Origin of the sequence: Exiguobacterium sp. s140, from assembly GCF_018617035.1 — a bacterium.
Lineage (GTDB): Bacteria > Bacillota > Bacilli > Exiguobacteriales > Exiguobacteriaceae > Exiguobacterium > Exiguobacterium profundum.
In genome coordinates this window covers 132,653-154,034 of the sequence record NZ_JACSJK010000002.1, presented here as the reverse complement: position 1 = coordinate 154,034, position 21,382 = coordinate 132,653, and the positions used below count along the sequence as shown (strand labels likewise).

Sequence of the window (21,382 nt, the reverse complement as noted above, 5' to 3'; positions counted from 1 at the left end):
TTTATAAAAGTCAGGAGGAACAATCATGTCGAAGCGAATCATCTTACTCACAATCGTTTCCGGTCTCATCATCGTAGCCATCGCAGTCGGTGTCGGACTTTACACCTACACTAACATTCAGACTGACAAGTCATACGAAAATGTCCAAAAAGAACTGAACCGTTATATCACGATGAATGACTGGTACGCCTATGAATTTCATAATCGAGAAGAGTCGATTCTTTCTTTTTATTCAAACGAAGATCGCTCCGTCATCGGTCTAGCCGAAATCGATGTCACGACAGGAAACTCAGGCTCCGTCACGAAACAAGTGACACCAGACCAACCGTTCGATTTTGTTGTGCTTGAAGACGGAGAAACCGAGTATATCGGTGTACGTCTCAATGACCGACCAGAAGAAGTTGTTTACTTACGGTTGAACGGTGACAATGTCTCAAAAGATTTTCTCGTCAACGATCCTGAGAACGAAGGCTACGCCATGACTTATGTCATCGAAACAACAAAACGGACAGATGATGTGTGGTCGCTTGAGACGTTGGATGCCAAGAAACAAGTCATACATTCAAGTGAACTCACGGAATAACCTATATTGTGCATCAGGACGACTTTTTCCAGTCGTCTTTTTTAGTTGGTCGCAAGAACTCCAGACGGTCCGAAAAATTCATATCGTGCCTGTGGAATCACACTTACAACCGTCTCCATCATCGCACTCGGTCCGCACGTATAAACATCATGCCCTTCCACATCAAGTGCTTCAAGGTGTGACTTATTCATGCAACCCGATACGTCATCCACGTGTGTGATGAGTTTAAGCCCTTGATTCACGAGTTCATCGAGTTCGTCTCCGAGCGGACGAAGGTCCATACTCCGAACTGCGTGCAATAACGTGACAGGACGTCCTTGTTCGAGTGCCGTCTTCGCCATGTTGAAGAGGGGCGTGATCCCGATTCCTCCCGCGATGAGTGTGAGCGGACGATCAGACGTTTCAAGGATAAATTCTCCTGCTGGTGCGCTCATCGGGACTTCTGTTCCGACCGTCTGTTCATGGAGCCAGTTTGAGACGAGTCCCTCCGCTTTCGGCGCAATCCAGTAGCCGTCTTCTGTCGTCTCGATGACACTATATTGACGGTGATGTAGGATGTCCTCTCCCGCAATGCGCGCTTGAACCGAGACGTATTGTCCTGGGATGGCTGTGCCAATAACTCCATCTTTCGCGACGAGACGGAATCGTTTCACTTCAGGTGTATCTACTATGATTTCTTCGATGACGAACGGTTTGAATCCGACCCATGGCGCGTCATCATACATTTTTTTCTCGAGTGAGATGAAGACATCGGCAATCACACCGTAAGCTTTTGCCCATGCATCGATGATGTCAGGTGTTGCAGCTTCACCGAGTACGTCTTGAATCGCCGCAAGCAAGTTCTCACCGACAATCGGATAATGCTCCGGTCGGATGTTCAAACTTTTATGTTTATGAAGTGCTGGTTGGATGGCAGGAAGAATCGCTTCGAGTCGGTCGATATGAAGGGCAGCCGCATAAACCGCGTTCGCGAGTGCTTCTGGCTGACGTCCTCGCTTTTGATTCGTATGGTTGAAGAAGTGACGAACTTCTGGATTTTGTTCAAACATTCGTTGATAAAAATGCTTCGTGATTGTCACACCATGTTCTTTCAAAACTGGTGCCGTCGCCTTTATAATCTCAATCGTTTGTTGATCTAACATGTGAATTTCCCCCTTTTGTTTTGTACACGTTCATTATGTGAGACAAGTCACTTTAAAGCAATATATTAAATACTTGTTTAAAGTAGATTTCACGTTTCTGACTTATTTTCGCCATTACCCTTTCACATTTGTTCGAATCGCACTTTTTGGGATTGTCTTGTACAATGAAACGAGAGGTGATGATGGATGAGACTCACGCAAACATGTGACTACGCACTGCGAACATTGATGTATAGCGCTACGTTTTCACATCGGCTCGTCACGATTCAAGAAGTGGCAGACCAATATAACATCTCCAAAAACCATGTCATGAAGGTCGTATATGAGCTTGGGAAATATGGTTATTTGGAATCGGTGCGTGGTCGAGGCGGCGGCTTTCGACTCGCACGACCGATGGATGACATCAATGTAGGGGAAGTCGTTCGGACGATGGAACCGTTCGAACTCGTGGAATGCTTCGGGGAAGGCCGATGCGTCATCGCACCTGCCTGTGATTTACGAGGTGTTTTGAATGAAGCCATGTTGGCGTTTCTTCATGTACTCGATCGTTACACGATTGCGGATCTCGTCGTCAACCGAACGAACGAACTCGCCATGTTATTAGGCGTACAAAACCCGACGGACTGAAATGGTCCGTCGGGTTTTCCGCTTACAAAGCCTTTAGTTTTGATTCGATTTCTGCTCGCTTTGACTCAAGAAACGGAGGCAAGGCCAATCGCTCTCCGAGTGTCTCAAGCGATTCATCCGTCGCAAATCCCGGTTCATCTGTTGCCAGTTCCACTAAGATTCCGCTCGGTTCGCGGAAGTAAATCGACTGGAAATAATAGCGGTCAATGAGACCAGAGTGGCTGATCCCATGTGCGTCAAGCTTCTCAATCCATTTCGTCATATCGTCTGATTGTTCCACTCGAATCGCCACATGATGCACACTTCCTCGCCCTGGTCGTTCCGATGGCAAATCCGGCCGATCGATGAGATGGATCTCTGTCGCCACACCACCCTCACCCGTCTCAAAGACACGCACGTCATGACCATCCCGTTCAAATGTCGTTACATATCGATAGCCAAGCACTTCTGTCAGCACCCGTGCCGTCTTGTCAATCCGCCGTACCGTCCACTCACTAAACCCGAGACCGAAGATGCCGAGGTCCGTTGGCACTGGACCTTTGCTCCAAGGTGTCCCGCTCCCTCCTTCTACAAGACAGAGACGTTGACCCTCATGATCTTCGAACGAAAGGGTCGCCCTTCCTAAAACCGACTCGATTTCTCCGTAAGATACATCGAACGCGTCAAAACGCTCCTGCCAGTACGCGAGCGCTCCATCCGGCACCCTGAGTGCTGTCCGGGAAATACTGCTTGACCCTCGATACGTCTGTCCGAGAAACGGTAACTCAAAGAACGTCAAATCGGTTCCAGGTGTACCCGTCTCGTCTGCATAAAACAAGTGATACATCGATGGGTCATCCTGGTTAACCGTCTTTTTGACGAGCCGCATCCCTAGTATTTCCGTGTAGAATCGCAAGTTCTTCTTAGCATCCCCGGTCATCGCTGACACGTGATGTTGTCCACTAATCACCTTCATCCCTCATCTCCCCTTTCGACTATATCGTTATTGTATCATCCCCAAATGAGTAAAGTCCTCTTTACATTATGTAAAGTTTGTTTTACACTAGTGGTAGAAACTAGAAATGAGGTGGCACGATGCCATTAGTCAACCGCGTGAAAGAACTGCGTGCCCGGCACCAGTTAACCCAAGGCGACCTGGCCGAAAAGGTCGGTGTGACGAGACAGACGATCATCTCGCTCGAGAAAGGCAGCTACACACCGTCACTCATGCTGGCGATGCACATCGCACGGGTGTTCGAGGAACCGGTCGAATCTATATTCACAATCGAGGAGGAAAGAAAATGAAACACGTTGTCGTTCAGTCTATTTCCAGCATCATCCTGTATGTCCTGATGGCATTTCTATTCAGCTCATTTTTATCCGATGTGTCGAAGACCGTCAGCGAGTCTGACCGATTCTTAGTTGAATTCAATCTGCTTCCCCTACTTTTACTTGTTGTTTTTGGCATTGTTTGGACAGTCTATTCGTTTAACTCCCGGCCGAACAAGCAGTTGAGCTTCACTCAATGGTCTGTCCGCATGACTGAATTTAGTGAAGTCGATGAGCGTGAACAAATCATCACAGTGAAATCGACAAAAGCGGCATACATCTCGTTCGGCATCTCCGTTCCTATTTTTATGGGGTCGTTTATGTTCTATCCGTTGTTTGAAGATACACTTCCCGCCTATCCGATCTATGCACTCGCTTCAACGCTCATCATCGCGACACTCGTCTACATGACGACTTGGATTCGCGGTTATCGACATTAAGGAATTCATCACGAATTCCTTTTTTTGTGTCCATTTTTCATCGATTCGGCTATCATGATTGCCAATTCTATTACACCGTGCTTATATATAACTAAATGGTTATATAAAGAATGTAAGGAGTCTTGCTTTGTGAAAACCGTCGATTTGACGATTGGAAACGTGCAACGCGTCATTCTGGCTCTTGCCCTTCCGCTCGTCGGTAGCTCGTTATTACAATTTACGTATAGTCTCGTCGACATGTTTTGGGTCGGTGCGCTCGGGAGCGATGCTGTGGCAAGTATCGGTGCAGCTAGTTTTTATATCATGCTCGGACAGGCGATTCAATCGTTGATTGTCGTTGGCGCCGGCATCAAAGTATCACAAGCTGTCGGGAGACGTGACCTCAATTCGGTTCAGCGTCATGTCCGGGCCAGCAGGCGTCTGAATCTAACACTCGGTCTTTCGTACGCCTCTCTACTAATTATGTTCGGTCATACATTCATCGGCTTTTTGAATATGGGTGCCCCCGCTGTGGAGCAGCTTGCGTATGAATATTTGTTCGTCAGCGCGCCGATGCTCATCTTTTCTTTCTTTAATTTGCTGTTTGCTCGTCTATTCAGTGCATATGGCAATACGACAACAGCGATGCGAATCAATGCGACAGGTGTCATCCTCAATATGATTCTCTCCCCGATTTTCATTTATCCATTCCAACTCGGTGTGATCGGGGCTGCCCTTGCAACACTTGTCGCCAACGTCATGATGTTCGGATTGTTTTGGCACCGCGCTCGTACATTATTCAATTGGGATGAAGTCGTTCAGCCGACTCGAGCTGACTATAAAGAAATCATCCGTCTTGGTTTTCCGATGGCAACCCAACGGATTTTGTTCACGGTAATCAGTATTTTTCTTGCCCGCATGATTGGCTCATACGGGACGGAAGCGATTGCGGCACAGCGCATCGGACTTCAAATCGAATCGATTGCCTACATGATGATTGGTGGCTTGAACGGAGCAATGGCTAGCTATACCGGTCAAAACCTCGGGGCACGAAAAGTAGATCGTGTTCATGAAGGTTACCGGGTAACGATCCGACTCGGGATGGTTTACACAGGATTCATCATGTTGTTATTTTTAATCGTCCCAGATTTACTCATTGGTCTATTCGTCGATGACGTTCGAACCATCGAAATTGGGGCGAGCTACTTGCGAATTATTGGCATTTCGCTCGTCTTCTCATCGATTGAAATGATCGGAAACGGATACTTCTCAGGACTCGGATTACCGAAAATCCCCGCGACCATCTCGATTATTTTCACAGTGGCCCGTATCCCGCTCGCATTTGTTCTTGAGCCTTATCTCGGAATCGATGCCATCTGGTGGAGTATCGCCATCTCAAGTATCACAAAAGGGCTTGTCTCCGCCCTCTTTGTCCGACTAACGAAAAAGGAAGTGATTTCCCTTGCAAAAGCAGTTTAATCAACTACCCCATCATCTCATCACAAGTGGAAAATTTGCCATCGAGCGAGAAATGTTACGAGTCACGTCAGAAGGCACACTAGCTGTTACGAAGCATCCAAAAGCACTCGGTCATAAAGCGACACATCCATATATCACGACCGACTTTTCTGAAAGTCAAATTGAGCTTGTCACCCCGACGTTTCCAACGATTGAGGCGGCACATCATTTCTTAGAAACGCTTTACGATATTACGGCGCTCAACATAGGCGATGAACGCCTTTGGCCACAATCGATGCCATGTGCCTTGCCGGAAGGTGGTACGATTCCACTCGCTGATTTTGGTGTGTCCGGAATAGAGGCTAGCCGTTATCGTGAGCATCTGCTCCAAAAATATGGTGCGAAAAAACAACTCATTTCTGGAATCCATTTCAACTTTTCATTTTCCGATGAGATGTTATCCGCATTATACGAAGGATCCCCTGAACAAAATCGACACTTCAAAGATCACCTATATTTGAAGTTAGTTCGTCAATATTTACGAATGCGTTGGCTCATCGTCTATTTGCTCGGTGCTACCCCAGCCGTACATGCGAGTTATGAAGAACGATGTGTCAGCCAGATGCAAGCGCTCCATGTAGACACTTTTTCAAATAAACAAGCATTGTCCTATCGGAATAGCGACTGTGGGTACACGAATGTTGAACCGCTTTATCCAAATTATGCGACACTCTCAAGTTATATAGACGATGTAAAACGGTTCATTGCCAAAGGCGAGATTGCCAATCCGAACGAACTCTACTCCCCCATCCGATTGAAAACATCGAAAGGTGGTAACGACTTAAATCAACTCGAGGCACACGGTATCGATTACATTGAAATTCGCAATATCGATTTGAATCCGTTTGAAAAGACCGGAATTGCTCGTTCAGATTTACGGTTCCTTCATCTGTTTTTGTTGTACTTGACCTTTACTAAGGAGACATCTCATGTCGATTGGCAAGCTGAAGCGTACAATAATCAACAACGTGTCGCCAAAGAAGGCATGTCTCCCGCAAGCATATTGACTCGAGATGGTTACGCCATACCTTTACACACGTACGCGACAGAACTTCTCGACGCCATCGATTCGTTCAACACACAGTATGACCTCGGCTTCGAAGATGTCTTTCCAGCTATACGCGAAAAAATTGATCACGTGGACCGGACGTACGCTTCCCGATTAAAGACGATTATGACCGAGACGGGTTATCACGCATGGTCCCTCGCCCAAGCAGAACACTTTTATGAGGACGCCTATGCAAATCGTTTTCGCATCCACGGTTATGCCGACCTGGAACTGTCTACTCAAATCTTAATGAAATCCGCAATTAAACGTGGTTATCGTGTCGATGTCATCGATCGTTCCGACCAGTTCATTCGGATTCGAAACGGCAAACACGAAGAATACGTCAAACAGGCAACGAAAACATCAAAAGACAATTATGTTTCCGTCTTAATGATGGAGAATAAAACGGTGACAAAGTTTGTACTCGCAGAGCATGGCATTCGTGTCCCTGAAGGGGTAGAACTTCAAGATGAATCAGATTTACGTCAGGCATGGCATTCATTTTCAAAACAACCCATCGTCTTAAAACCAAAGTCCACAAACTTCGGAGTCGGTATTCACATTTTTAAAGACGGAGCGACGTATGAGGAAGCACGGTCTGCATTTCAGTATGCGAAAACGTTTGATGATGTCGTTTTACTTGAGACATTCTTACCCGGAAAAGAATATCGCTTCCTCGTCATCGGAGATGACGTCGCGGGCATCCTCCATCGTGTCCCGGCGAACGTCACTGGAGATGGCACCTCTTCGATCCGTCAACTCGTTGCGACAAAAAATGAAGACCCGTTACGCGGAAAAGGATACAAGACACCGCTCGAGAAAATCGAAATCGACGAGGTCGTCATCTCATTTTTACGTGCTCAAGGCAAGACACCCGATAGTATTCCCGCTCTCGATGAGCGTGTCTTCTTACGCGAAAACTCTAATATCAGTACCGGAGGAGATAGTATCGACTATACGGATCAAATTTCTGACATCTATAAGCGTATTGCTGTCGATGCCGCTAAGTCAGTCGGGGCAACCATCTGTGGTGTCGATATGATGATTCCCTCTCTCGATGATGCGCAAATCGAATACGGTATCATCGAATTGAATTTTAATCCCGCCATCCATATCCACGCTTTTCCTTATGAAGGAAAAGAACGACCGATTGGTGAGATGCTACTTGATTTATTGTTTAAATATTGAGTATTCCTGTTACGGAATATTCCTAATTGGGAATATTAAAAGTAAGAGGACGGTGACGAAAAATGGAAGAGAGATTGGCTTCTTTGTTTCATGCGTTAGCCGACCCGAACCGGTTGCGGATGATCGAATTGTTACGGAAACAAGAGTGGACGGTCGGAATGATGGCAAATCAGCTTGGGATCAGTCAACCGCAGACATCGAAGCACTTGCGAATTCTGTATGATGCAGGTCTCGTCACAGTAACCATTGATGCCAATCGAAGACGTTATGCACTCAAGTCTCAAGCACTCGAACCATTAGATGCTTGGCGGACCTATATGGCTCGGGAAACAGAGCGACTCGATCGATTGGAGACGTTTTTAGCGGAGTCACAGCGAGAGGAGAATGGATCATGAGTACGGTCAAATCACATATAGAGGGCACGACATTGATTATGGAACGTCTGTTCAAGGCACCACGCCAACTTGTATTTGAAGCATTCTCGACACCTGCACATTTAGAGAAATGGTGGGGACCGTCCGGATGGGAGACGAAAGTATACAGCTTCGACTTCAAACCGGGGGGGATTTGGCATTATTGCATGACTTGTGTCGACAAAGAACAAGGTGACTTTTATGGTATGGAATCATGGGGCAAATCAACCTTTATCGACATCGATCCATACTCCCAAATCGTCTATACGGATGCATTCTCGGATGCGGACGGACACGTCAATCCGGACTTGCCTGTCATGACGATCACAAATGAATTTCTCGATACATCGGAAGGCACGTTATTCATTAGTCGCTCCGAATTCCCGAATGAAGAGGCTCTCCAACAAGTCGTCGAAATGGGCGCTGTCGAAGGGTTCACTTCCCAACTCGATCGTCTCGAAGCGATTGTAAGCCAGTAAAAAACATGCACCGTTCCCGAAAAGGAATGGTGCATGTTTTGATTCATCTGAACTGCCGAAACAATCCATCAAGCTGTTCTCGCGTAATCCGTTCAAACGTATCTCCGATGCTTACTTCGGTTGAACAGTGTCCGTCTTTTTCAACAAGATACCCCGTAATGCCTACTCCTGTTTCTTCTTGGATGCGCGCAATCTTCTCACCAAGCTCTTCCTTCTCCCCTTGAAAATGAAGATGGAACATATTCGTGACCGGGATGCGTGGAGTCGTCCACACGCCATCGAGTTCATTGAAGCGTGCTGCTAAGCGGACGGCCTCGTTTCGATACTCGGCCATCTTGTCTTTTCGTAGCTCATAATAATAATCCGCGGACAGGATGTATGGATATAAGCTGATCAAGTCACCACCGTAGCGTCGCTTCCATACTTTCGACATGTCACAAAATGCCTTCGGTCCAGCAAGGATGGCGCCGGCAATGCCACCGATTCCTTTATAAAACGAGACGTATACGCTATCAAAGAGCGCACAAATCTCAGAAGCCTCTTTTTCATAATACGGAAGCGATTCGAACAGTCGTGCACCATCCAGATGTAGATGAATCCCTTTCTCAAGACAGTGTTCATGAATTGCCACAAGTTCCTCGAACGTCGGCAATTCCCCACCGATTTCTCGTTGTGGCAGTTCGAGCAACAGACACGCGATGTCCGATAACGCTTGAATCTCTTCGAGCGTCATCAATCGGTTTTCGTCCCCCACTAAAATCGGTTCGATGTGATGCAACTCTTTTAAACCATCCTGCTCATGAATTTCAAGGTGGCACAGCGGGTGATATGCGACCTTTTTCTTCCCTGTCTCATCACACCAAATGCGTAGCGCAATCTGCTGTGCCATCGTACCGCTTGGAAAGAATACTGCCGACTCTTTCCCAAGAACCTGTGCCATCTTCTCTTCGAACTGTCGAATCGTTTTCCCCTGTCCATACTGATCACTCGGCTCATCTTCACGCACATGCTCAAATGCGCGTTTCAATACCCCGGCTTCCCGTTTGCCGTGACCGCTCAATTGAACGTTCGTCTGACGATACGTGTCTGCCAATCGCTCCATTCTTTCCCCTCCTCGACAAATAAGCTCCCTGTCAGTATAACAGGGAGTCCTCTCTTCAGTCGCGAATGCGGACGATGAGTTTACCGCGCACTTTTCGCGTTTGTAGTTTTTCGAGACCTTCTTTCAATTGGTCGAACGACAACACTTCTGTGACGAGATCGTTCAGTTCACCTGCATCGAGCAAGTTCATCATCTCTTCGGCCATATACGCCAAGTTGCGAATCGCATGTTCGTCCTCGCTCGCATGCGCCGCCCCGAGTGCCACTTCGTGAATCGAAGGAGATAACGTGAAGCCTTTCATGTTCGTCATGTCTGGTGGCCCGGCGATGTAGGCGAGGTGTCCGCTGAATGCGAGACGATCTAGGTCTGCTGTCGCAACGTCTCGTCCGACTGTATTCAAAATCAGGTCGACACCACGTCCATCTGTTTCTTCCATGATCCGTGCCGTCACGTCCTCGACGTTATAATCAATCACCACGTCCGCCCCGAGTGATTCTACCCACTCAACGTTCTCAGGAGATGCCGTCGTGAATACCTTCAGACCGAGCCGTTTTGCGAGCTGAATCGCAAATCCACCGACACCGCCCGCTCCTGCGTGTATGAGAATCGTCTCCTTATCTCGCGTGTTCAGCTTCTGCATGACCGCTTCATATGCTGTCATCCCCGCACACAGGATAGAAGCCGCCGCCTCATCGCTTACACCTTGCGGAACGACCGCACACGCCCGGGCATCGACGACCGTATACTCGGCGAATCCCCCATATTTCGAAAGATCCGTATGAACAGCCACACGCGAACCCGTAATGATGTTGGCGATACTCGAACCGACCTCAACGACTTCTCCGACGAGGTCGACACCGAGAATGTGTGGATATGACCAATTCGGGTTTCCGTTTGATCCGACTTTATAATCGACCGGATTCAAGGCGACCACTTCGACACGAATCAACAGTTCTCCCGCTCCTGGTGTCGGTCGGTCGATTTCTCCAATATGCAGATGATCAAGACCAGGTTGATCGAGTAGCCATGCTTTCATGTTTAGTAAGCTCCTTCCGAATACGTGAGTTCGTATGAGTGTGAATAAATTTCAACGAGGTTGCCGAATGGATCTTCGCAGTACACCATGCGGTACGGTTTTTCACCTGGGTAGTATTCACGAATCGGCATCCGTTGTCTCCCGCCGTGAGCGACAATCTTCTCGACGAGCCCTTCGATGTCAGGGTCTTGTACACAGTAGTGGAAGATCCCTGTCTTCCAAAACTCGAAGTTGTCTTCTGGTGTTTCGTTGTTCGGAAATTCGAACAACTCAATCCCGATTCCGTCTCCCGTTGACATATGAGCGATTCGGAATTTGCCCCAGCCCGGTCCGAAGACGTCGGTACACATCACACCGATTGGCGAATCATCCTCGACGACGTCTGATGGTGTCATAATCGTATACCACCCCATCACGTCCTCATAAAATTTTACGGCCTCAGCGACGCTCGGTACAGAAAGACCGATGTGTGAAAACGTTCTTGGATATGTCATGTTTCATTTACTCCTTTTTGTTTGCTCAATTTAGCGGGTAACGATAAGATACTGTCATTGAAGCAAGAAAAAAAGTACGCACATTGAAGTAACTACCCGAAAGTGAGGTTCCTTGAACATGACCACATCGTTCCCCGTCAACCGCGCACTTGAGATTATCGGCGGCAAATGGCGCCCCCAAGTGTACTGCACGCTTCAAGATGGACCGCTTCGTTTTTCTGATATTCAACGAGCGATTCCGGACGTCAGCCGAAAAGTGTTGACCGACCAATTGCGCGAGCTCGAGCAGCTCGGCATGGTTCGCCGTGTCGACTACTCGACCGAGAAGCACCTGCACGTCGAATATTCATTGACCGAAGACGCCCTCGGACTGCAACCCGCCATGAATGCCCTTTGTTCATGGGGAGAGTGCCACGACAAAAAATAATCCCGAGCCACATGGCCCGGGATTATTTTTATGAGGCGAACAGACTAATCAAATTCCCATCCGCATCGTACAGGATGGCGTAACGTTGACCCCAGAACGCATCCCACGGTGCTTTGTGTGACGCATAACCTTGTTCAAGGATTGAGTCATACAAAGCATTCAATGACTCACGACTGTCACATAAAAAGGCAAGCTCGATTCGATGCCCGTCTGCCTGTTTCCATTCCCCGTATACCGATTCGGCCACTTCTACCGTATCGAACGCGAGACGCACGCCTCCTTCGTCAATCTCTACATGTGCTTCCCCGTTCATCGCTTCCGGAATCTCAAACCCGAGCGCCCGATAGAAATCGAGCGACCGCTTCATATCCGTCACGACGATCCCGACCATGTCCAATTTGACTGCCATCATGTTCCCTCCCCTTATTTTCATGATACGATTTGAGTGTAGCATGACCAATTCGATCAGAGACGAGGAATTTCAATGAATTATACGTTTCAACCACTCACCCAAGAGCAAGCCGAACGTATCGCCTTCGAGTGGCGCTATGAAGGCGAATACGCGTTTTACAATATGGATGCTGACGAAGAAGATCTCGCCTTATTTTTAGATGCAGATGAGCGAGGTGATACAACGTTCGCCATTCTTGACGACGAACTCATCGGTTTCGTCACGTTGCAATTCGAATCAGTAGACGCTGTTTCTATCGGTCTCGGCATGCACCCTGATTTGACGGGGAGCGGCAACGGACATCGATTCCTCACGTCAATCATAAATTGGATTGAGGCGACATATGGGACTCGCACAGTGCGTCTTGCCGTCGCCACGTTTAATAAACGGGCCATCCGATTATACGAGTCTCTAGGCTTCATCCCACAAGACACGTTCATGCAGGAGACGAATGGTGGTGTGTATCCGTTTCTTTCAATGACACGTGAACAAAGCGAACCCCCGAACAACTGATGTCCGGGGGTTTTGTCATGTCCGCTGTTTCTTCTGAATATAAGAAAGACCGAGCGCTCCAATTAAAATCGTCCCTTTGACGATGTCTTGCGCATAATACGGGACATCCCACATCGTCAGTCCGTTTAGAAGAATCCCAATCAAAATAGCTCCAATCAATGTCCCGATCACGTTCGGGCGCCCTGTCCCAAAGACAGCATAACCAATGTAAGCAGCCGCGACGGCATCCATCAAGAGGGGTGCCCCAGCCGAGACCTGACCAGTCCCAATCCTAGATGCAAGAATGATCCCACCGATGGCCGCAAACAACCCACTGAGCACGTATGCATAAAGTTTAATGCGATTCACGGCAATCCCAGAACGACGGGCCGCTTCGGCGTTCGATCCAACGTAATAAAACTCACGCCCAGTCCGCGTATAAGTCAAGAACAGATGCGCTCCGATAAAGAATACCAGCATGAGTAGGGCAACGAACGGAATCGGACCGATTGTTCCTTGACCGATGAATAGAAACGACGGGATGAAACGTCCTGGCGCCGTCCCCCCTTCAATCGGCATGTTGTCATAAATCGAGAATCCTTTCGTATACGTCAATTGAATCCCGTTAATGACGTACATGATGGCGAGTGTCGCTAGTAAATCCGGCAACCGAAACTTGATTGTGACGAGCGCATTTAACAGCCCGACGAGAATCCCGAGTGCAAGTGGGATCAGCAGAGCGACGGGTAGTTCTTGCCGATGAAGGACGAGGCTTGCTGCCGCCCCGATTGTCGCAAGACTCGCCGTCGATCCGACTGATAAATCAAATCCTCCTACGATGAGCGAGAATGTGACGCCAAGGGCAAGTAACGACACGATTGAAACCGATTTGATGATGTCACTAAAATTTGCATACGTCAGAAATTGATCGTTCGTCACGGTAAAGACCGCAATCAAACCAAGGATTGCGAGTAACGTCCCATACTGACCGATATGACCGCTGATTCGTTTTCGTTCCTTGACCACCAATTGTGCCATCTTACACGCCTCCTTTCTCTACAATTTGTCCGCGGTCGAGCCAAACGATTCGATTGGCGACCCGTTCGAGTTCATGTCGCTCACTTGACGTGAACAATACGGTCTTCCCTTGTTTCGCGAGTGCAATGACGCGTTCATATACGTCTTGTTTCGCTGCGATATCAATTCCTTTTGTCGGTTCGTCGAGCAGATAAATGTCTCGGTCTTCGAGTAACCATTTGCTAAAGACGACCTTCTGTTGATTTCCACCACTCAGCTCACGAACCGGTTGTTTCACGTTCGCATAACGGACGCGAAGCGATGCCAATACGTCCGAAACGCGAGTTGCCTTTCCTGCGACAGCAATCACGTTCCGCTCAATCGTCTCGTCTAGAAATAATCCATGACGACGTCTCTCCTCTGGAACGAGTGCAAATGCTAAACGTACGGCGTTTTCCGGTTCTTTGATCACATGTTCTTTTCCCTCGATTGTGATGGATTGACGAATCCCAGAAAGACCGAACAACGCTTCCATCAGTTCCGTCTTCCCACTCCCCGTCAATCCTCCAATCCCGAGCACTTCTCCGCGATACGCTTCAATCGAAATCTCGGATTGGAACGCCGGAAGGGTCAACTGCGCGGACAAACAAATCGTGTCTTCCGGCACCGCCTTTTCTAACGCCGCATCAAATGTTGTCCCACTCAAAAATGTCTGCACCGCTTCTGAAGAGAGCGATTGGTACGGTCCATCGTACACGACACGTCCGTCCCGAAGAAACGTCGAGGTCGACGTGACCCGGGTGAGCTCGTTTGAACGATGCGTGACCAATACAATCCCGACTCCTTCTGCCGCAAGCTTCTGTAACAATTCAAGTAAGGCGTCGGCATCCGTTTCCGATAAGGCAGCGGTCGGTTCGTCGAGGAGCAAATACTTGGCATCGCTCTCGAGTGCCCGAGCGATGAGAAGGCGCTGTTTCACGCTGAGCGGGAAGTGACCGGCTGGACGCGTTGGATCGACCTCTAAACCGACTCGGGACAACACACGTTTCGCTCGCTGTTTCAAACGTTGCGGACGAATCCGCTTCACTTTCTGCCATGGAAGGACATTCTCATACACAGGCAAGTCCAAATAGAGCGCATCATCCACTTCTTGCGACACCGTTATGATGCCATGACGAATCGCTTCCGCTGGTGTGAGGCGGATTGATTTTCCATCAATGGACAACTCGCCGGACGTCGGTTCAGCCGTTCCGTTTAACAGTTTGATGAGAGTACTCTTACCGGCCCCGTTCAGACCGAGAAGCCCATGAATGTCTCCCGGCTTTAAACTGAAGGATAGTTGATCGAGCACCGTGACGTCACCATACTGTTTCGTGATTCGTTCCAAGCGAATCATCAGTCGGTCTCCTTCATCCAATCCGACCATGCCGCATTCGATTCGCCCCAACCTGGCACGTACTGTCCAAGGTCATCCATCGTGACAGGCTCATCCGGTAAGACGTCACGGTCCACTAGATATGGGTCGACCGAATGAATGGAAGGCGTCTCTTCCCCGACCACTTTTTGATAAGCGTATCGGACTTGAATGCGGCCAATTTCGGCTGGATCTGTGGCAGCTGTCACTTTCCACGGACTCCCCTTTTCTTGCATGAGTTGCAAGTCTTCGTCACTCAAATCAATCCCGTAAACGGCAATCTCGTCACGGCCAGCCTGCTTGATGGCACGGCTCGCCCCTTTGGCGAACTCATCCCACATCGCAAACACCGCATCGATTTCGCCTTCTGGATACTTCTTCAAAATCGCCTCCATCTGGCTTTGCGTATCGAGCGCCGTGTTGTTCGTCGCCGAACCGAACTTCGCGACTTCCTGGATGCCCGGATACCGTTTCAAGAATGCATCATAAATCGTATGACGGCGTTCCATCGGTGTGAATCCACCGACCCAAATCGTGACGATGTTCCCTTCCCCGTCTAAATCTTCCGCGAGTGCTTTGAGCGAGCGCCATGCGAGTGAATAATCGTCTTGGTCGATGACCGTCACGCCTTCATTCGTCAAATCGTTATCGAATGCGACAACTTTGATGCCTTTGTCGAGCGCCCGTTGAACAGGCTCTTTCAAGGCATCGGCACGTCCGTGGTCAATCAAGATCACATCGACTCCTTGCGTCGTCGCCGTATCGACATAACTCGCCATTTTCGACAAATCATTTTCGGCGTTATACACTTTCACGTTGCCACCGAACGCTTCGACTTGCTCGGTCACCCCTTCGATATACTGCGAAGAGAACGTCCCGATCGACATCTGCATGACGAGGGCGACTTCTAGATTTTTCGGAAGCGTCTCATTTGAGACGTTGACGGTTTTCGCTTCCGTTTTACTTGTTGTCGTAGTCGTTTTCGGTTGAGCCTGTTCGTTCGTGCATCCGGCAAGTGCCAGGATGACGGTCAACAGGAAGAAGATGATTTTTTTAGACATATGTGTTTCCTCCTACATGTTCTACAATGACCGACTCAGTCGGTTCGAGCACACCTGTCTCTGTAATTAGACCGGTAATCAGTTCGGGTGGTGTCACATCAAACGCCGGATTGAAGACGGTGATGCCGACGAGTGCCGTCGGATGTCCTCCGATATGGGTCACTTCATGCGCGTCCCGTTCTTCGATTTGAATCGTGTCATCTGCCTCTAAATCGAATGTCGAATGCGGAGCAGCCACATAGAATGGGATGCCGTAATGCTTCGCCAAAATCGCAAGCTGGAGTGTTCCGATCTTGTTGGCCGTATGACCGGTACGGGTGATGCGATCCGCCCCGACGATGATAGCATCGATTTGTTTCGTCTGGATGGTCCAGGCCGCCATGTTATCTGTAATCAGTGTGACATCGATATCTGCCCGGTCGAGCTCCCATACGGTCAGTCGTGCTCCTTGAAGCAGCGGTCGCGTTTCGGACGCGAACACCCGAAACGGGATGCCACGCTCTTTCCCGACATAGAACGGCGCGAGCGCGGTACCGTATCGTGACGTCGCGATGGCACCGGCGTTACAAATCGTCAATACGTTGCCACCAGCGGGTAACACGGTGAGCGCATGTTCCCCAATCGTGCGATACGTAGCCACGTCTTGTTCAAAGATTTCAATCGCACGCTGCTTGATTGCTTTTGCAATCTGTTCAAAGTCCTCCCCCACATTCAATCGAAGGAGTGATTCGATGACATGCTGTAAGTTGACCGCGGTCGGTCTTGTCGCAATCAACCGTTGACCGACTTGATTCAATTGGAGATGAAAATATGGATTATCTTGCAGACGTGACGCTTCTTTCGCAAGGACAAACGCTCCGAAATAAGCGATGGCCGGTGCACCGCGAACTTGAAGCGACTTGATTGCCTGCTCGGCCTGTTCAAGCGTCAACACTTCGACATAGCGCTCTTCTTGCGGCAACAGCGTCTGATCTAAAATCGTCAACACTTCCGTGTCGGCATCGAAATGAATACTTTGCACACTCATGCGCGCACCTCCGACAAGACCGGGATCAGCTGATCGATCGATTGTATCTGATGACGCTGTTTGATGAGACGCGTACCAAGCTCTAAGGCGTGACGTTTCCGCTCGATGCGAAGGTCATCCGGCAATGTTTCTAAGTCGGCGACACCAGCTAGACCGACCGTCCGCCGAATCAATTCGCAACCCGCGTAGCCGATGGCGTCACTCAAAATGGATGGCAACAGCTCATCCACGAAACCTACCGTGTTGAATGGCTCGACCGCCTGTGTGAAGCGGGTACGGAACGTTTTTTCGAACGTCTCCCAGACGGTGAGCACTTCTGTGAAGCGTTCGAACCGTTTCAGCGGATGCGCATACGTTGAGAACACCAAATGGGCAATGATTTGACCGATATCAAAGCCGAACGGACCATAAAATGCAAACTCAGGATCGATGATTTTCGTTTCCTGTCGGGTCGCAAAAATGCTTCCTGTATGTAAATCTCCATGTAGCAACGCTTCGTGCTTCGTCACGAACCCAACCTTCAATTTGGTCACTTCAATTTTCAAAGCGAGGTCTGACCACAGTTGCTCCACATCCGGACGAAGGTCTGGCTCGATTTGATTCGATTCTGCGTCGCGATACGGGTCGGTGAAGATCAGTTTCTCCGTGATATCGCATAGCTCTGGATTATAATACTCTTTTTCAATTTGTTTCTTCACGAGCGGTCCATTCGCGTAGTCAGACGTCGCAAACAACGTTTCCCCGAGGAACGTACCGACGTGGCGGGCTAAGTTCGGGTAGCTCTCTCCTTTTAGGAAGCCGGTGCGGACGATTTCGAACGATGATAAATCTTCTAAAATCGTATAGGCGAGTTCACGGTCACTACCGAGTACATCTGGTACAAATTGTGGTACGACTTTTGAAAACTCACGGAGTGCCAGTTGTTCAATCCAAGACCGATCAAGCGTGAGCGGCCAGCTCTCCCCCACGACTTTTGCATACGGTAACGCTTGTTTCACAATCAATGACGTCTCTCCTTGACGAATGCGAAAGACGAGATTTAAATTTCCATCCCCGATCTCCTCACATTCTGCAATCCCCTCTTCTAGTAACCCCAACTGTCGAACGTGGTCGACGACACTCTGTTCTGTAAACGCCTCATAAGCCATGATGGTTTTCCCCTTTCTTAACTCTATGCATGAAAAAAGCCCCTTTCTCCGCGAGAAAGAGGCACACCCAAATTGGTTGTTCCTCTCATCTTTCAGACATGTGTCTGGTGGATGTAGCACCGTGCCAAATGGTCGGTTGCTGCGGCGTCTTAGGGCCAATTCCCTCTGCCAACTCGCGATAAGAGTAAATGATGTAATTGTGTTTGACGTGTTGAGACGAATATTACGGACTAGGCATGCTAGTTGTCAATCCTCTATTTTCAGTCGCCCACTTATTTTCGACACGCATATATAGAAACATTATTTTTAAACTTTTTTTCTCAAAAAAAGGAATTGACGAGTGAGCGATTCTATGTAAAAATTCAATTAAATTTCACAACTTCACAACTATTCTTATCAAGAGCAGACGGAGGGACAAGCCCGATGATGTCGCAGCAACCGACCAGAAATGGCACGGTGCTAATTCTTGCAGCTAACGCTGAGAGATAAGAGTTCATTGTTTTTTTGAATGACCTCTTGCCTTGGCATGAGGTCATTTTTTGTTTGACCTGAAAGGAGGAACTTATGGGAATCATCGCTACTTATGAAATCAAACATACCGATCACGTCGAGCGTGTAGCTGAGAAAATCGCACATGAGCTGACCGTCGGGACATGGACCGAGTTGAACCATCTCGAACAATATCAACTGCAAGCGTTCCGAGGTGAGGTCATCGCCACGTCCCAACAAGAAACGACAAGTCGCTTCTCGATTCGCTACCCGCTACATAACGTGACACCGGACTTTTCGTCCATTCTGACGACGACATTCGGAAAACTGTCGCTCGACCCAAACGTCAAACTCGTCGACCTCTCGCTTCCAGAGGAGCTCGAACCGGACTTTCCGGGTGCCGCATTCGGAGTCGAAGGGGTCCGCGACATCCTTCGAGTACACGACCGACCGCTCGCCATGAGCATCTTCAAAGGCGTCATCGGACGGGACCTTGATTTTTTGGCGACACAACTCCGGGACCAGTTCGCAGGTGGCATCGATCTCGTGAAAGACGACGAGATTTTATATGACAATCCGCTCACCCCATCGCTCGAACGGGCTCGGATTGGAGCATCGATCATTCAAGAACATAAAGAATTGACGGGTCGTTCCGTTCTATACGCAGTGACGTTGAGCGGTCCCGTTTTCACCTTACGCGACCAGGCGAAGCGATTGATTGAGGCAGGCGCGACCGCATTGTTGTTCAACGTGTATACGTACGGGCTTGACGCATTGCGAGAGCTCGCCAAAGATTCTGAGATTCACGTCCCGATTTTGGCACATCCCGCTTTTGCAGGAGCGTTGACCGGATCGATTCGTCATTCCCTACTCTTCGGGAAACTGATTCGACTCGCCGGGGCGGACTTGACGCTCTTCCCTTCGCCATACGGTTCGCTGTCGACACCGAAAGACGAAACACAACAGATTCAAACGTATGCGGCGGAATCCCATTGGACGAAACCGATTCTGGCGGTCCCCTCTGCCGGGATTCACCCAGGACTCGTCCCGGATTTGATTCGTGACTTCGGAACGGATGTCGTCATCAATGCCGGCGGCGGGATTCACGGACACCCAGACGGTGCGGCTGCCGGAGCGAGGGCGTTCCGCCAAGCGATCGATCAGGCAATCGGTAAGACGAGCGAGACTGATGCCTTAACGACTGCATTAGATGCGTGGGGTGCGCGATGAGTACGCACGTCATCTGTGATTTCGACGGGACCATCACGGAAGAAGATAACATCATCGCGTTGATGCGACGGTTCGCCCCACCTGAATGGGTCGAACTCAAAGACGGTGTGTTGAACCAAACGCTCTCCATTCGCGAAGGCGTCGGTCAGATGTTCAGCTTGCTCCCAAGTAACCAGCAAGAGCAGTATCGTGAGTTTCTTCAGTCGACCATCACGCTTCGAGCGGGGTTTGTCGAGTTTTTGCAAGAGACCCAGTCGCACGGCTTTCGATTTGATGTCGTCAGTGGGGGCATGGACTTTTTCGTCCATCCGATTTTAGAAGGTTACGTCGCACCGGAACACATCTTCTGCAATCACGTTGATTTTTCAGGAGAGACAGCGCGCGTCACATGGCCTCATGCATGCGATGTTCATTGTTCGAACGACTGCGGATGCTGCAAGCCGACGATTGCTCGACAGATCGTCTCACCTACCGACACGTTGATTGTCATCGGGGACTCTGTCACTGATTTTGAAATCGCCAAACGTGCCGACGTCGTGTATGCACGGGGGCAATTGATTTCGCTATGTGAGGCGGAAGGAATTCGACATGTTCCGTTCGAGACATTCTACGATATCTCAGCTCATATGAAAGGAGTGAACGTATGACTGTGCAAGAACGGTGGGGAGAACTTGCCGACATTAAAGACGAGCTCGCCGCACGAGACTGGTTCCCCGGAACGAGCGGGAACCTGGCGATCCGCGTATCGGACGACCCGTTGACGTTCCTCGTGACGGCAAGCGGTCGTGATAAACGAAAGCGCACCGATGAAGATTTCGTCCTCGTTGATGCGACCGGTCAATTGATTGGAGAGCAGACAGGCAAACCGTCCGCGGAAACGTTGCTACACGTCGAAATTTTTAACAACACGAACGCAACCTGTTCACTTCACGTGCATACGGTCGACAATAACGTCATCTCGGAACTGTATGCAGCAAAAGGTCACGTGACGTTCACAGGTCAAGAAATCATCAAGGCGCTCGGTTATTGGGAAGAGACGGCAAGTGTCCGGATTCCCATTATCGAAAATCACGCGGATATCCCGACGCTCGCCTGTGCGTTTGCGCTACATGTCACAGGCGATGCCGGTGCCGTCCTCATCCGGAACCACGGGATCACCGTTTGGGGCGAAACGCCCGCTGCGGCAAAACGTTATTTAGAGGCATATGAATTTTTGTTTAGCTATTCATTAAAATTACGCGCCCTAGGCGTCCATTCATAAGGAGGAAT

24 protein-coding genes and 2 riboswitches are annotated in these 21,382 nt (G+C 49.2%); of the genes, 13 read left to right on the top strand and 11 right to left on the bottom strand.

What is annotated here, in order from left to right:
- The first annotated feature begins 25 nt into the window (after positions 1-25).
- A complete protein-coding gene (locus tag KNO61_RS08890; protein WP_214873004.1) occupies positions 26-583 on the top strand; it encodes a hypothetical protein in 558 nt (185 codons plus the stop codon).
- 41 nt (positions 584-624) lie between these two features.
- Here the strand turns inward: KNO61_RS08890 and KNO61_RS08885 are convergent, their stop codons facing one another.
- The gene (locus KNO61_RS08885) at positions 625-1,725 is read right to left on the bottom strand and encodes a globin domain-containing protein (RefSeq protein ID WP_214758106.1); all 1,101 of its coding nucleotides are present in this window, start codon (positions 1,723-1,725) and stop codon (positions 625-627) included.
- Positions 1,726-1,911: 186 nt separating this feature from the next.
- On the opposite strand from KNO61_RS08885, the gene KNO61_RS08880 reads away from it, so the two are divergent.
- On the top strand, positions 1,912-2,352 hold the full coding sequence (locus KNO61_RS08880; RefSeq protein WP_078147731.1) for an RrF2 family transcriptional regulator: 441 nt from the start codon (positions 1,912-1,914) through the stop codon (positions 2,350-2,352).
- Positions 2,353-2,374: 22 nt separating this feature from the next.
- Here KNO61_RS08880 and KNO61_RS08875 read toward each other — a convergent pair whose 3' ends face one another.
- Positions 2,375-3,307, bottom strand: a complete 933-nt coding sequence (locus KNO61_RS08875; RefSeq protein ID WP_214873002.1) for a ring-cleaving dioxygenase — start codon at positions 3,305-3,307, stop codon at positions 2,375-2,377.
- A gap of 119 nt (positions 3,308-3,426) precedes the next feature.
- On the opposite strand from KNO61_RS08875, the gene KNO61_RS08870 reads away from it, so the two are divergent.
- From KNO61_RS08870 to KNO61_RS08845, 6 genes are all read left to right on the top strand, one after another.
- On the top strand, positions 3,427-3,636 hold the full coding sequence (locus tag KNO61_RS08870) for a helix-turn-helix transcriptional regulator (protein ID WP_074035697.1): 210 nt from the start codon (positions 3,427-3,429) through the stop codon (positions 3,634-3,636).
- Entirely contained in the window at positions 3,633-4,100 is a 468-nt protein-coding gene (locus KNO61_RS08865) for a hypothetical protein (RefSeq protein WP_214685348.1), read from the top strand. The genes KNO61_RS08870 and KNO61_RS08865 overlap by 4 nt, the downstream gene beginning before the upstream one ends.
- Positions 4,101-4,229: 129 nt before the next feature.
- A complete protein-coding gene (locus KNO61_RS08860) occupies positions 4,230-5,558 on the top strand; it encodes an MATE family efflux transporter (protein ID WP_214685346.1) in 1,329 nt (442 codons plus the stop codon).
- Positions 5,542-7,833, top strand: coding sequence for a bifunctional glutamate--cysteine ligase GshA/glutathione synthetase GshB (gene gshAB / locus KNO61_RS08855; protein ID WP_214685344.1), 2,292 nt, complete (start codon positions 5,542-5,544; stop codon positions 7,831-7,833). The genes KNO61_RS08860 and gshAB overlap by 17 nt, the downstream gene beginning before the upstream one ends.
- Before the next feature lie 62 nt (positions 7,834-7,895).
- Positions 7,896-8,228, top strand: coding sequence for an ArsR/SmtB family transcription factor (locus tag KNO61_RS08850; protein WP_214685342.1), 333 nt, complete (start codon positions 7,896-7,898; stop codon positions 8,226-8,228).
- Positions 8,225-8,725 (top strand): SRPBCC family protein, encoded by a 501-nt coding sequence (locus tag KNO61_RS08845; RefSeq protein ID WP_214687608.1) that lies wholly within the window; start codon positions 8,225-8,227, stop codon positions 8,723-8,725. The genes KNO61_RS08850 and KNO61_RS08845 overlap by 4 nt, the downstream gene beginning before the upstream one ends.
- 43 nt (positions 8,726-8,768) lie before the next feature.
- Here KNO61_RS08845 and KNO61_RS08840 read toward each other — a convergent pair whose 3' ends face one another.
- From KNO61_RS08840 to KNO61_RS08830, 3 genes are read right to left on the bottom strand one after another with little or no spacing between them, the layout of a single operon-like run.
- The gene (locus tag KNO61_RS08840) at positions 8,769-9,827 is read right to left on the bottom strand and encodes a threonine aldolase family protein (protein WP_214873000.1); all 1,059 of its coding nucleotides are present in this window, start codon (positions 9,825-9,827) and stop codon (positions 8,769-8,771) included.
- Positions 9,828-9,882: 55 nt separating this feature from the next.
- A complete protein-coding gene (locus tag KNO61_RS08835; RefSeq protein WP_078147737.1) occupies positions 9,883-10,863 on the bottom strand; it encodes a zinc-binding dehydrogenase in 981 nt (326 codons plus the stop codon).
- A gap of 2 nt (positions 10,864-10,865) precedes the next feature.
- Positions 10,866-11,357, bottom strand: coding sequence for a lactoylglutathione lyase family protein (locus tag KNO61_RS08830; RefSeq protein WP_074035577.1), 492 nt, complete (start codon positions 11,355-11,357; stop codon positions 10,866-10,868).
- Positions 11,358-11,475: 118 nt separating this feature from the next.
- Between KNO61_RS08830 and KNO61_RS08825 the strand changes: the two genes are divergently transcribed.
- The gene (locus tag KNO61_RS08825) at positions 11,476-11,784 is read left to right on the top strand and encodes a winged helix-turn-helix transcriptional regulator (RefSeq protein ID WP_078147739.1); all 309 of its coding nucleotides are present in this window, start codon (positions 11,476-11,478) and stop codon (positions 11,782-11,784) included.
- A gap of 28 nt (positions 11,785-11,812) precedes the next feature.
- Here the strand turns inward: KNO61_RS08825 and KNO61_RS08820 are convergent, their stop codons facing one another.
- On the bottom strand, positions 11,813-12,193 hold the full coding sequence (locus KNO61_RS08820; RefSeq protein WP_012727475.1) for a VOC family protein: 381 nt from the start codon (positions 12,191-12,193) through the stop codon (positions 11,813-11,815).
- Between the two features lie 75 nt (positions 12,194-12,268).
- Here KNO61_RS08820 and KNO61_RS08815 point away from each other — a divergent pair, with 75 nt between their 5' ends.
- Complete coding sequence (locus KNO61_RS08815) at positions 12,269-12,748, top strand: GNAT family N-acetyltransferase (RefSeq protein WP_078147740.1); 480 nt, start codon at positions 12,269-12,271, stop codon at positions 12,746-12,748.
- A gap of 15 nt (positions 12,749-12,763) precedes the next feature.
- Here the strand turns inward: KNO61_RS08815 and KNO61_RS08810 are convergent, their stop codons facing one another.
- The 5 genes from KNO61_RS08810 to mtnK are packed head-to-tail and all read right to left on the bottom strand — an operon-like array spanning position 12,764 to position 18,394.
- Positions 12,764-13,765, bottom strand: a complete 1,002-nt coding sequence (locus KNO61_RS08810; RefSeq protein WP_214872997.1) for an ABC transporter permease — start codon at positions 13,763-13,765, stop codon at positions 12,764-12,766.
- A 1-nt stretch (position 13,766) separates the two neighbouring features.
- Positions 13,767-15,140 carry a sugar ABC transporter ATP-binding protein gene (locus tag KNO61_RS08805; protein ID WP_214872995.1) on the bottom strand — a complete coding sequence of 458 codons (1,374 nt, stop codon included), beginning with the start codon at positions 15,138-15,140 and terminating at the stop codon, positions 13,767-13,769.
- On the bottom strand, positions 15,140-16,219 hold the full coding sequence (locus KNO61_RS08800; protein ID WP_214872992.1) for a sugar ABC transporter substrate-binding protein: 1,080 nt from the start codon (positions 16,217-16,219) through the stop codon (positions 15,140-15,142). Before KNO61_RS08800 ends, KNO61_RS08805 begins: the two co-directional genes overlap by 1 nt.
- A complete protein-coding gene (gene mtnA / locus KNO61_RS08795; protein WP_012727480.1) occupies positions 16,212-17,246 on the bottom strand; it encodes an S-methyl-5-thioribose-1-phosphate isomerase in 1,035 nt (344 codons plus the stop codon). Before mtnA ends, KNO61_RS08800 begins: the two co-directional genes overlap by 8 nt.
- Complete coding sequence (gene mtnK / locus KNO61_RS08790; RefSeq protein WP_214872990.1) at positions 17,243-18,394, bottom strand: S-methyl-5-thioribose kinase; 1,152 nt, start codon at positions 18,392-18,394, stop codon at positions 17,243-17,245. Before mtnK ends, mtnA begins: the two co-directional genes overlap by 4 nt.
- An 82-nt stretch (positions 18,395-18,476) precedes the next feature.
- Positions 18,477-18,579, bottom strand: a riboswitch (SAM riboswitch).
- 205 nt (positions 18,580-18,784) lie between these two features.
- Positions 18,785-18,886: riboswitch (SAM riboswitch) on the top strand.
- 72 nt (positions 18,887-18,958) lie between these two features.
- Between mtnK and KNO61_RS08785 the strand changes: the two genes are divergently transcribed.
- The 3 genes from KNO61_RS08785 to KNO61_RS08775 are packed head-to-tail and all read left to right on the top strand — an operon-like array spanning position 18,959 to position 21,374.
- On the top strand, positions 18,959-20,113 hold the full coding sequence (locus KNO61_RS08785; protein ID WP_214872988.1) for a 2,3-diketo-5-methylthiopentyl-1-phosphate enolase: 1,155 nt from the start codon (positions 18,959-18,961) through the stop codon (positions 20,111-20,113).
- On the top strand, positions 20,110-20,760 hold the full coding sequence (locus tag KNO61_RS08780; protein ID WP_078147746.1) for a 2-hydroxy-3-keto-5-methylthiopentenyl-1-phosphate phosphatase: 651 nt from the start codon (positions 20,110-20,112) through the stop codon (positions 20,758-20,760). The genes KNO61_RS08785 and KNO61_RS08780 overlap by 4 nt, the downstream gene beginning before the upstream one ends.
- A complete protein-coding gene (locus KNO61_RS08775; RefSeq protein ID WP_214872985.1) occupies positions 20,757-21,374 on the top strand; it encodes a methylthioribulose 1-phosphate dehydratase in 618 nt (205 codons plus the stop codon). Before KNO61_RS08780 ends, KNO61_RS08775 begins: the two co-directional genes overlap by 4 nt.
- Positions 21,375-21,382: the final 8 nt, after the last annotated feature.

Coding starts and splice junctions, on each gene's coding strand:
- KNO61_RS08890 (WP_214873004.1), top strand. CDS start 26: ATGTCGAAGCGAATCATCTTACTCACAATCGTTTCCGGTCTCATCATC.
- KNO61_RS08885 (WP_214758106.1), bottom strand. CDS start 1,725: ATGTTAGATCAACAAACGATTGAGATTATAAAGGCGACGGCACCAGTT.
- KNO61_RS08880 (WP_078147731.1), top strand. CDS start 1,912: ATGAGACTCACGCAAACATGTGACTACGCACTGCGAACATTGATGTAT.
- KNO61_RS08875 (WP_214873002.1), bottom strand. CDS start 3,307: ATGAAGGTGATTAGTGGACAACATCACGTGTCAGCGATGACCGGGGAT.
- KNO61_RS08870 (WP_074035697.1), top strand. CDS start 3,427: ATGCCATTAGTCAACCGCGTGAAAGAACTGCGTGCCCGGCACCAGTTA.
- KNO61_RS08865 (WP_214685348.1), top strand. CDS start 3,633: ATGAAACACGTTGTCGTTCAGTCTATTTCCAGCATCATCCTGTATGTC.
- KNO61_RS08850 (WP_214685342.1), top strand. CDS start 7,896: ATGGAAGAGAGATTGGCTTCTTTGTTTCATGCGTTAGCCGACCCGAAC.
- KNO61_RS08845 (WP_214687608.1), top strand. CDS start 8,225: ATGAGTACGGTCAAATCACATATAGAGGGCACGACATTGATTATGGAA.
- KNO61_RS08840 (WP_214873000.1), bottom strand. CDS start 9,827: ATGGAGCGATTGGCAGACACGTATCGTCAGACGAACGTTCAATTGAGC.
- KNO61_RS08835 (WP_078147737.1), bottom strand. CDS start 10,863: ATGAAAGCATGGCTACTCGATCAACCTGGTCTTGATCATCTGCATATT.
- KNO61_RS08830 (WP_074035577.1), bottom strand. CDS start 11,357: ATGACATATCCAAGAACGTTTTCACACATCGGTCTTTCTGTACCGAGC.
- KNO61_RS08825 (WP_078147739.1), top strand. CDS start 11,476: ATGACCACATCGTTCCCCGTCAACCGCGCACTTGAGATTATCGGCGGC.
- KNO61_RS08820 (WP_012727475.1), bottom strand. CDS start 12,193: ATGGCAGTCAAATTGGACATGGTCGGGATCGTCGTGACGGATATGAAG.
- KNO61_RS08815 (WP_078147740.1), top strand. CDS start 12,269: ATGAATTATACGTTTCAACCACTCACCCAAGAGCAAGCCGAACGTATC.
- KNO61_RS08810 (WP_214872997.1), bottom strand. CDS start 13,765: ATGGCACAATTGGTGGTCAAGGAACGAAAACGAATCAGCGGTCATATC.
- KNO61_RS08805 (WP_214872995.1), bottom strand. CDS start 15,140: ATGATTCGCTTGGAACGAATCACGAAACAGTATGGTGACGTCACGGTG.
- KNO61_RS08800 (WP_214872992.1), bottom strand. CDS start 16,219: ATGTCTAAAAAAATCATCTTCTTCCTGTTGACCGTCATCCTGGCACTT.
- mtnA (WP_012727480.1), bottom strand. CDS start 17,246: ATGAGTGTGCAAAGTATTCATTTCGATGCCGACACGGAAGTGTTGACG.
- mtnK (WP_214872990.1), bottom strand. CDS start 18,394: ATGGCTTATGAGGCGTTTACAGAACAGAGTGTCGTCGACCACGTTCGA.
- KNO61_RS08785 (WP_214872988.1), top strand. CDS start 18,959: ATGGGAATCATCGCTACTTATGAAATCAAACATACCGATCACGTCGAG.
- KNO61_RS08780 (WP_078147746.1), top strand. CDS start 20,110: ATGAGTACGCACGTCATCTGTGATTTCGACGGGACCATCACGGAAGAA.
- KNO61_RS08775 (WP_214872985.1), top strand. CDS start 20,757: ATGACTGTGCAAGAACGGTGGGGAGAACTTGCCGACATTAAAGACGAG.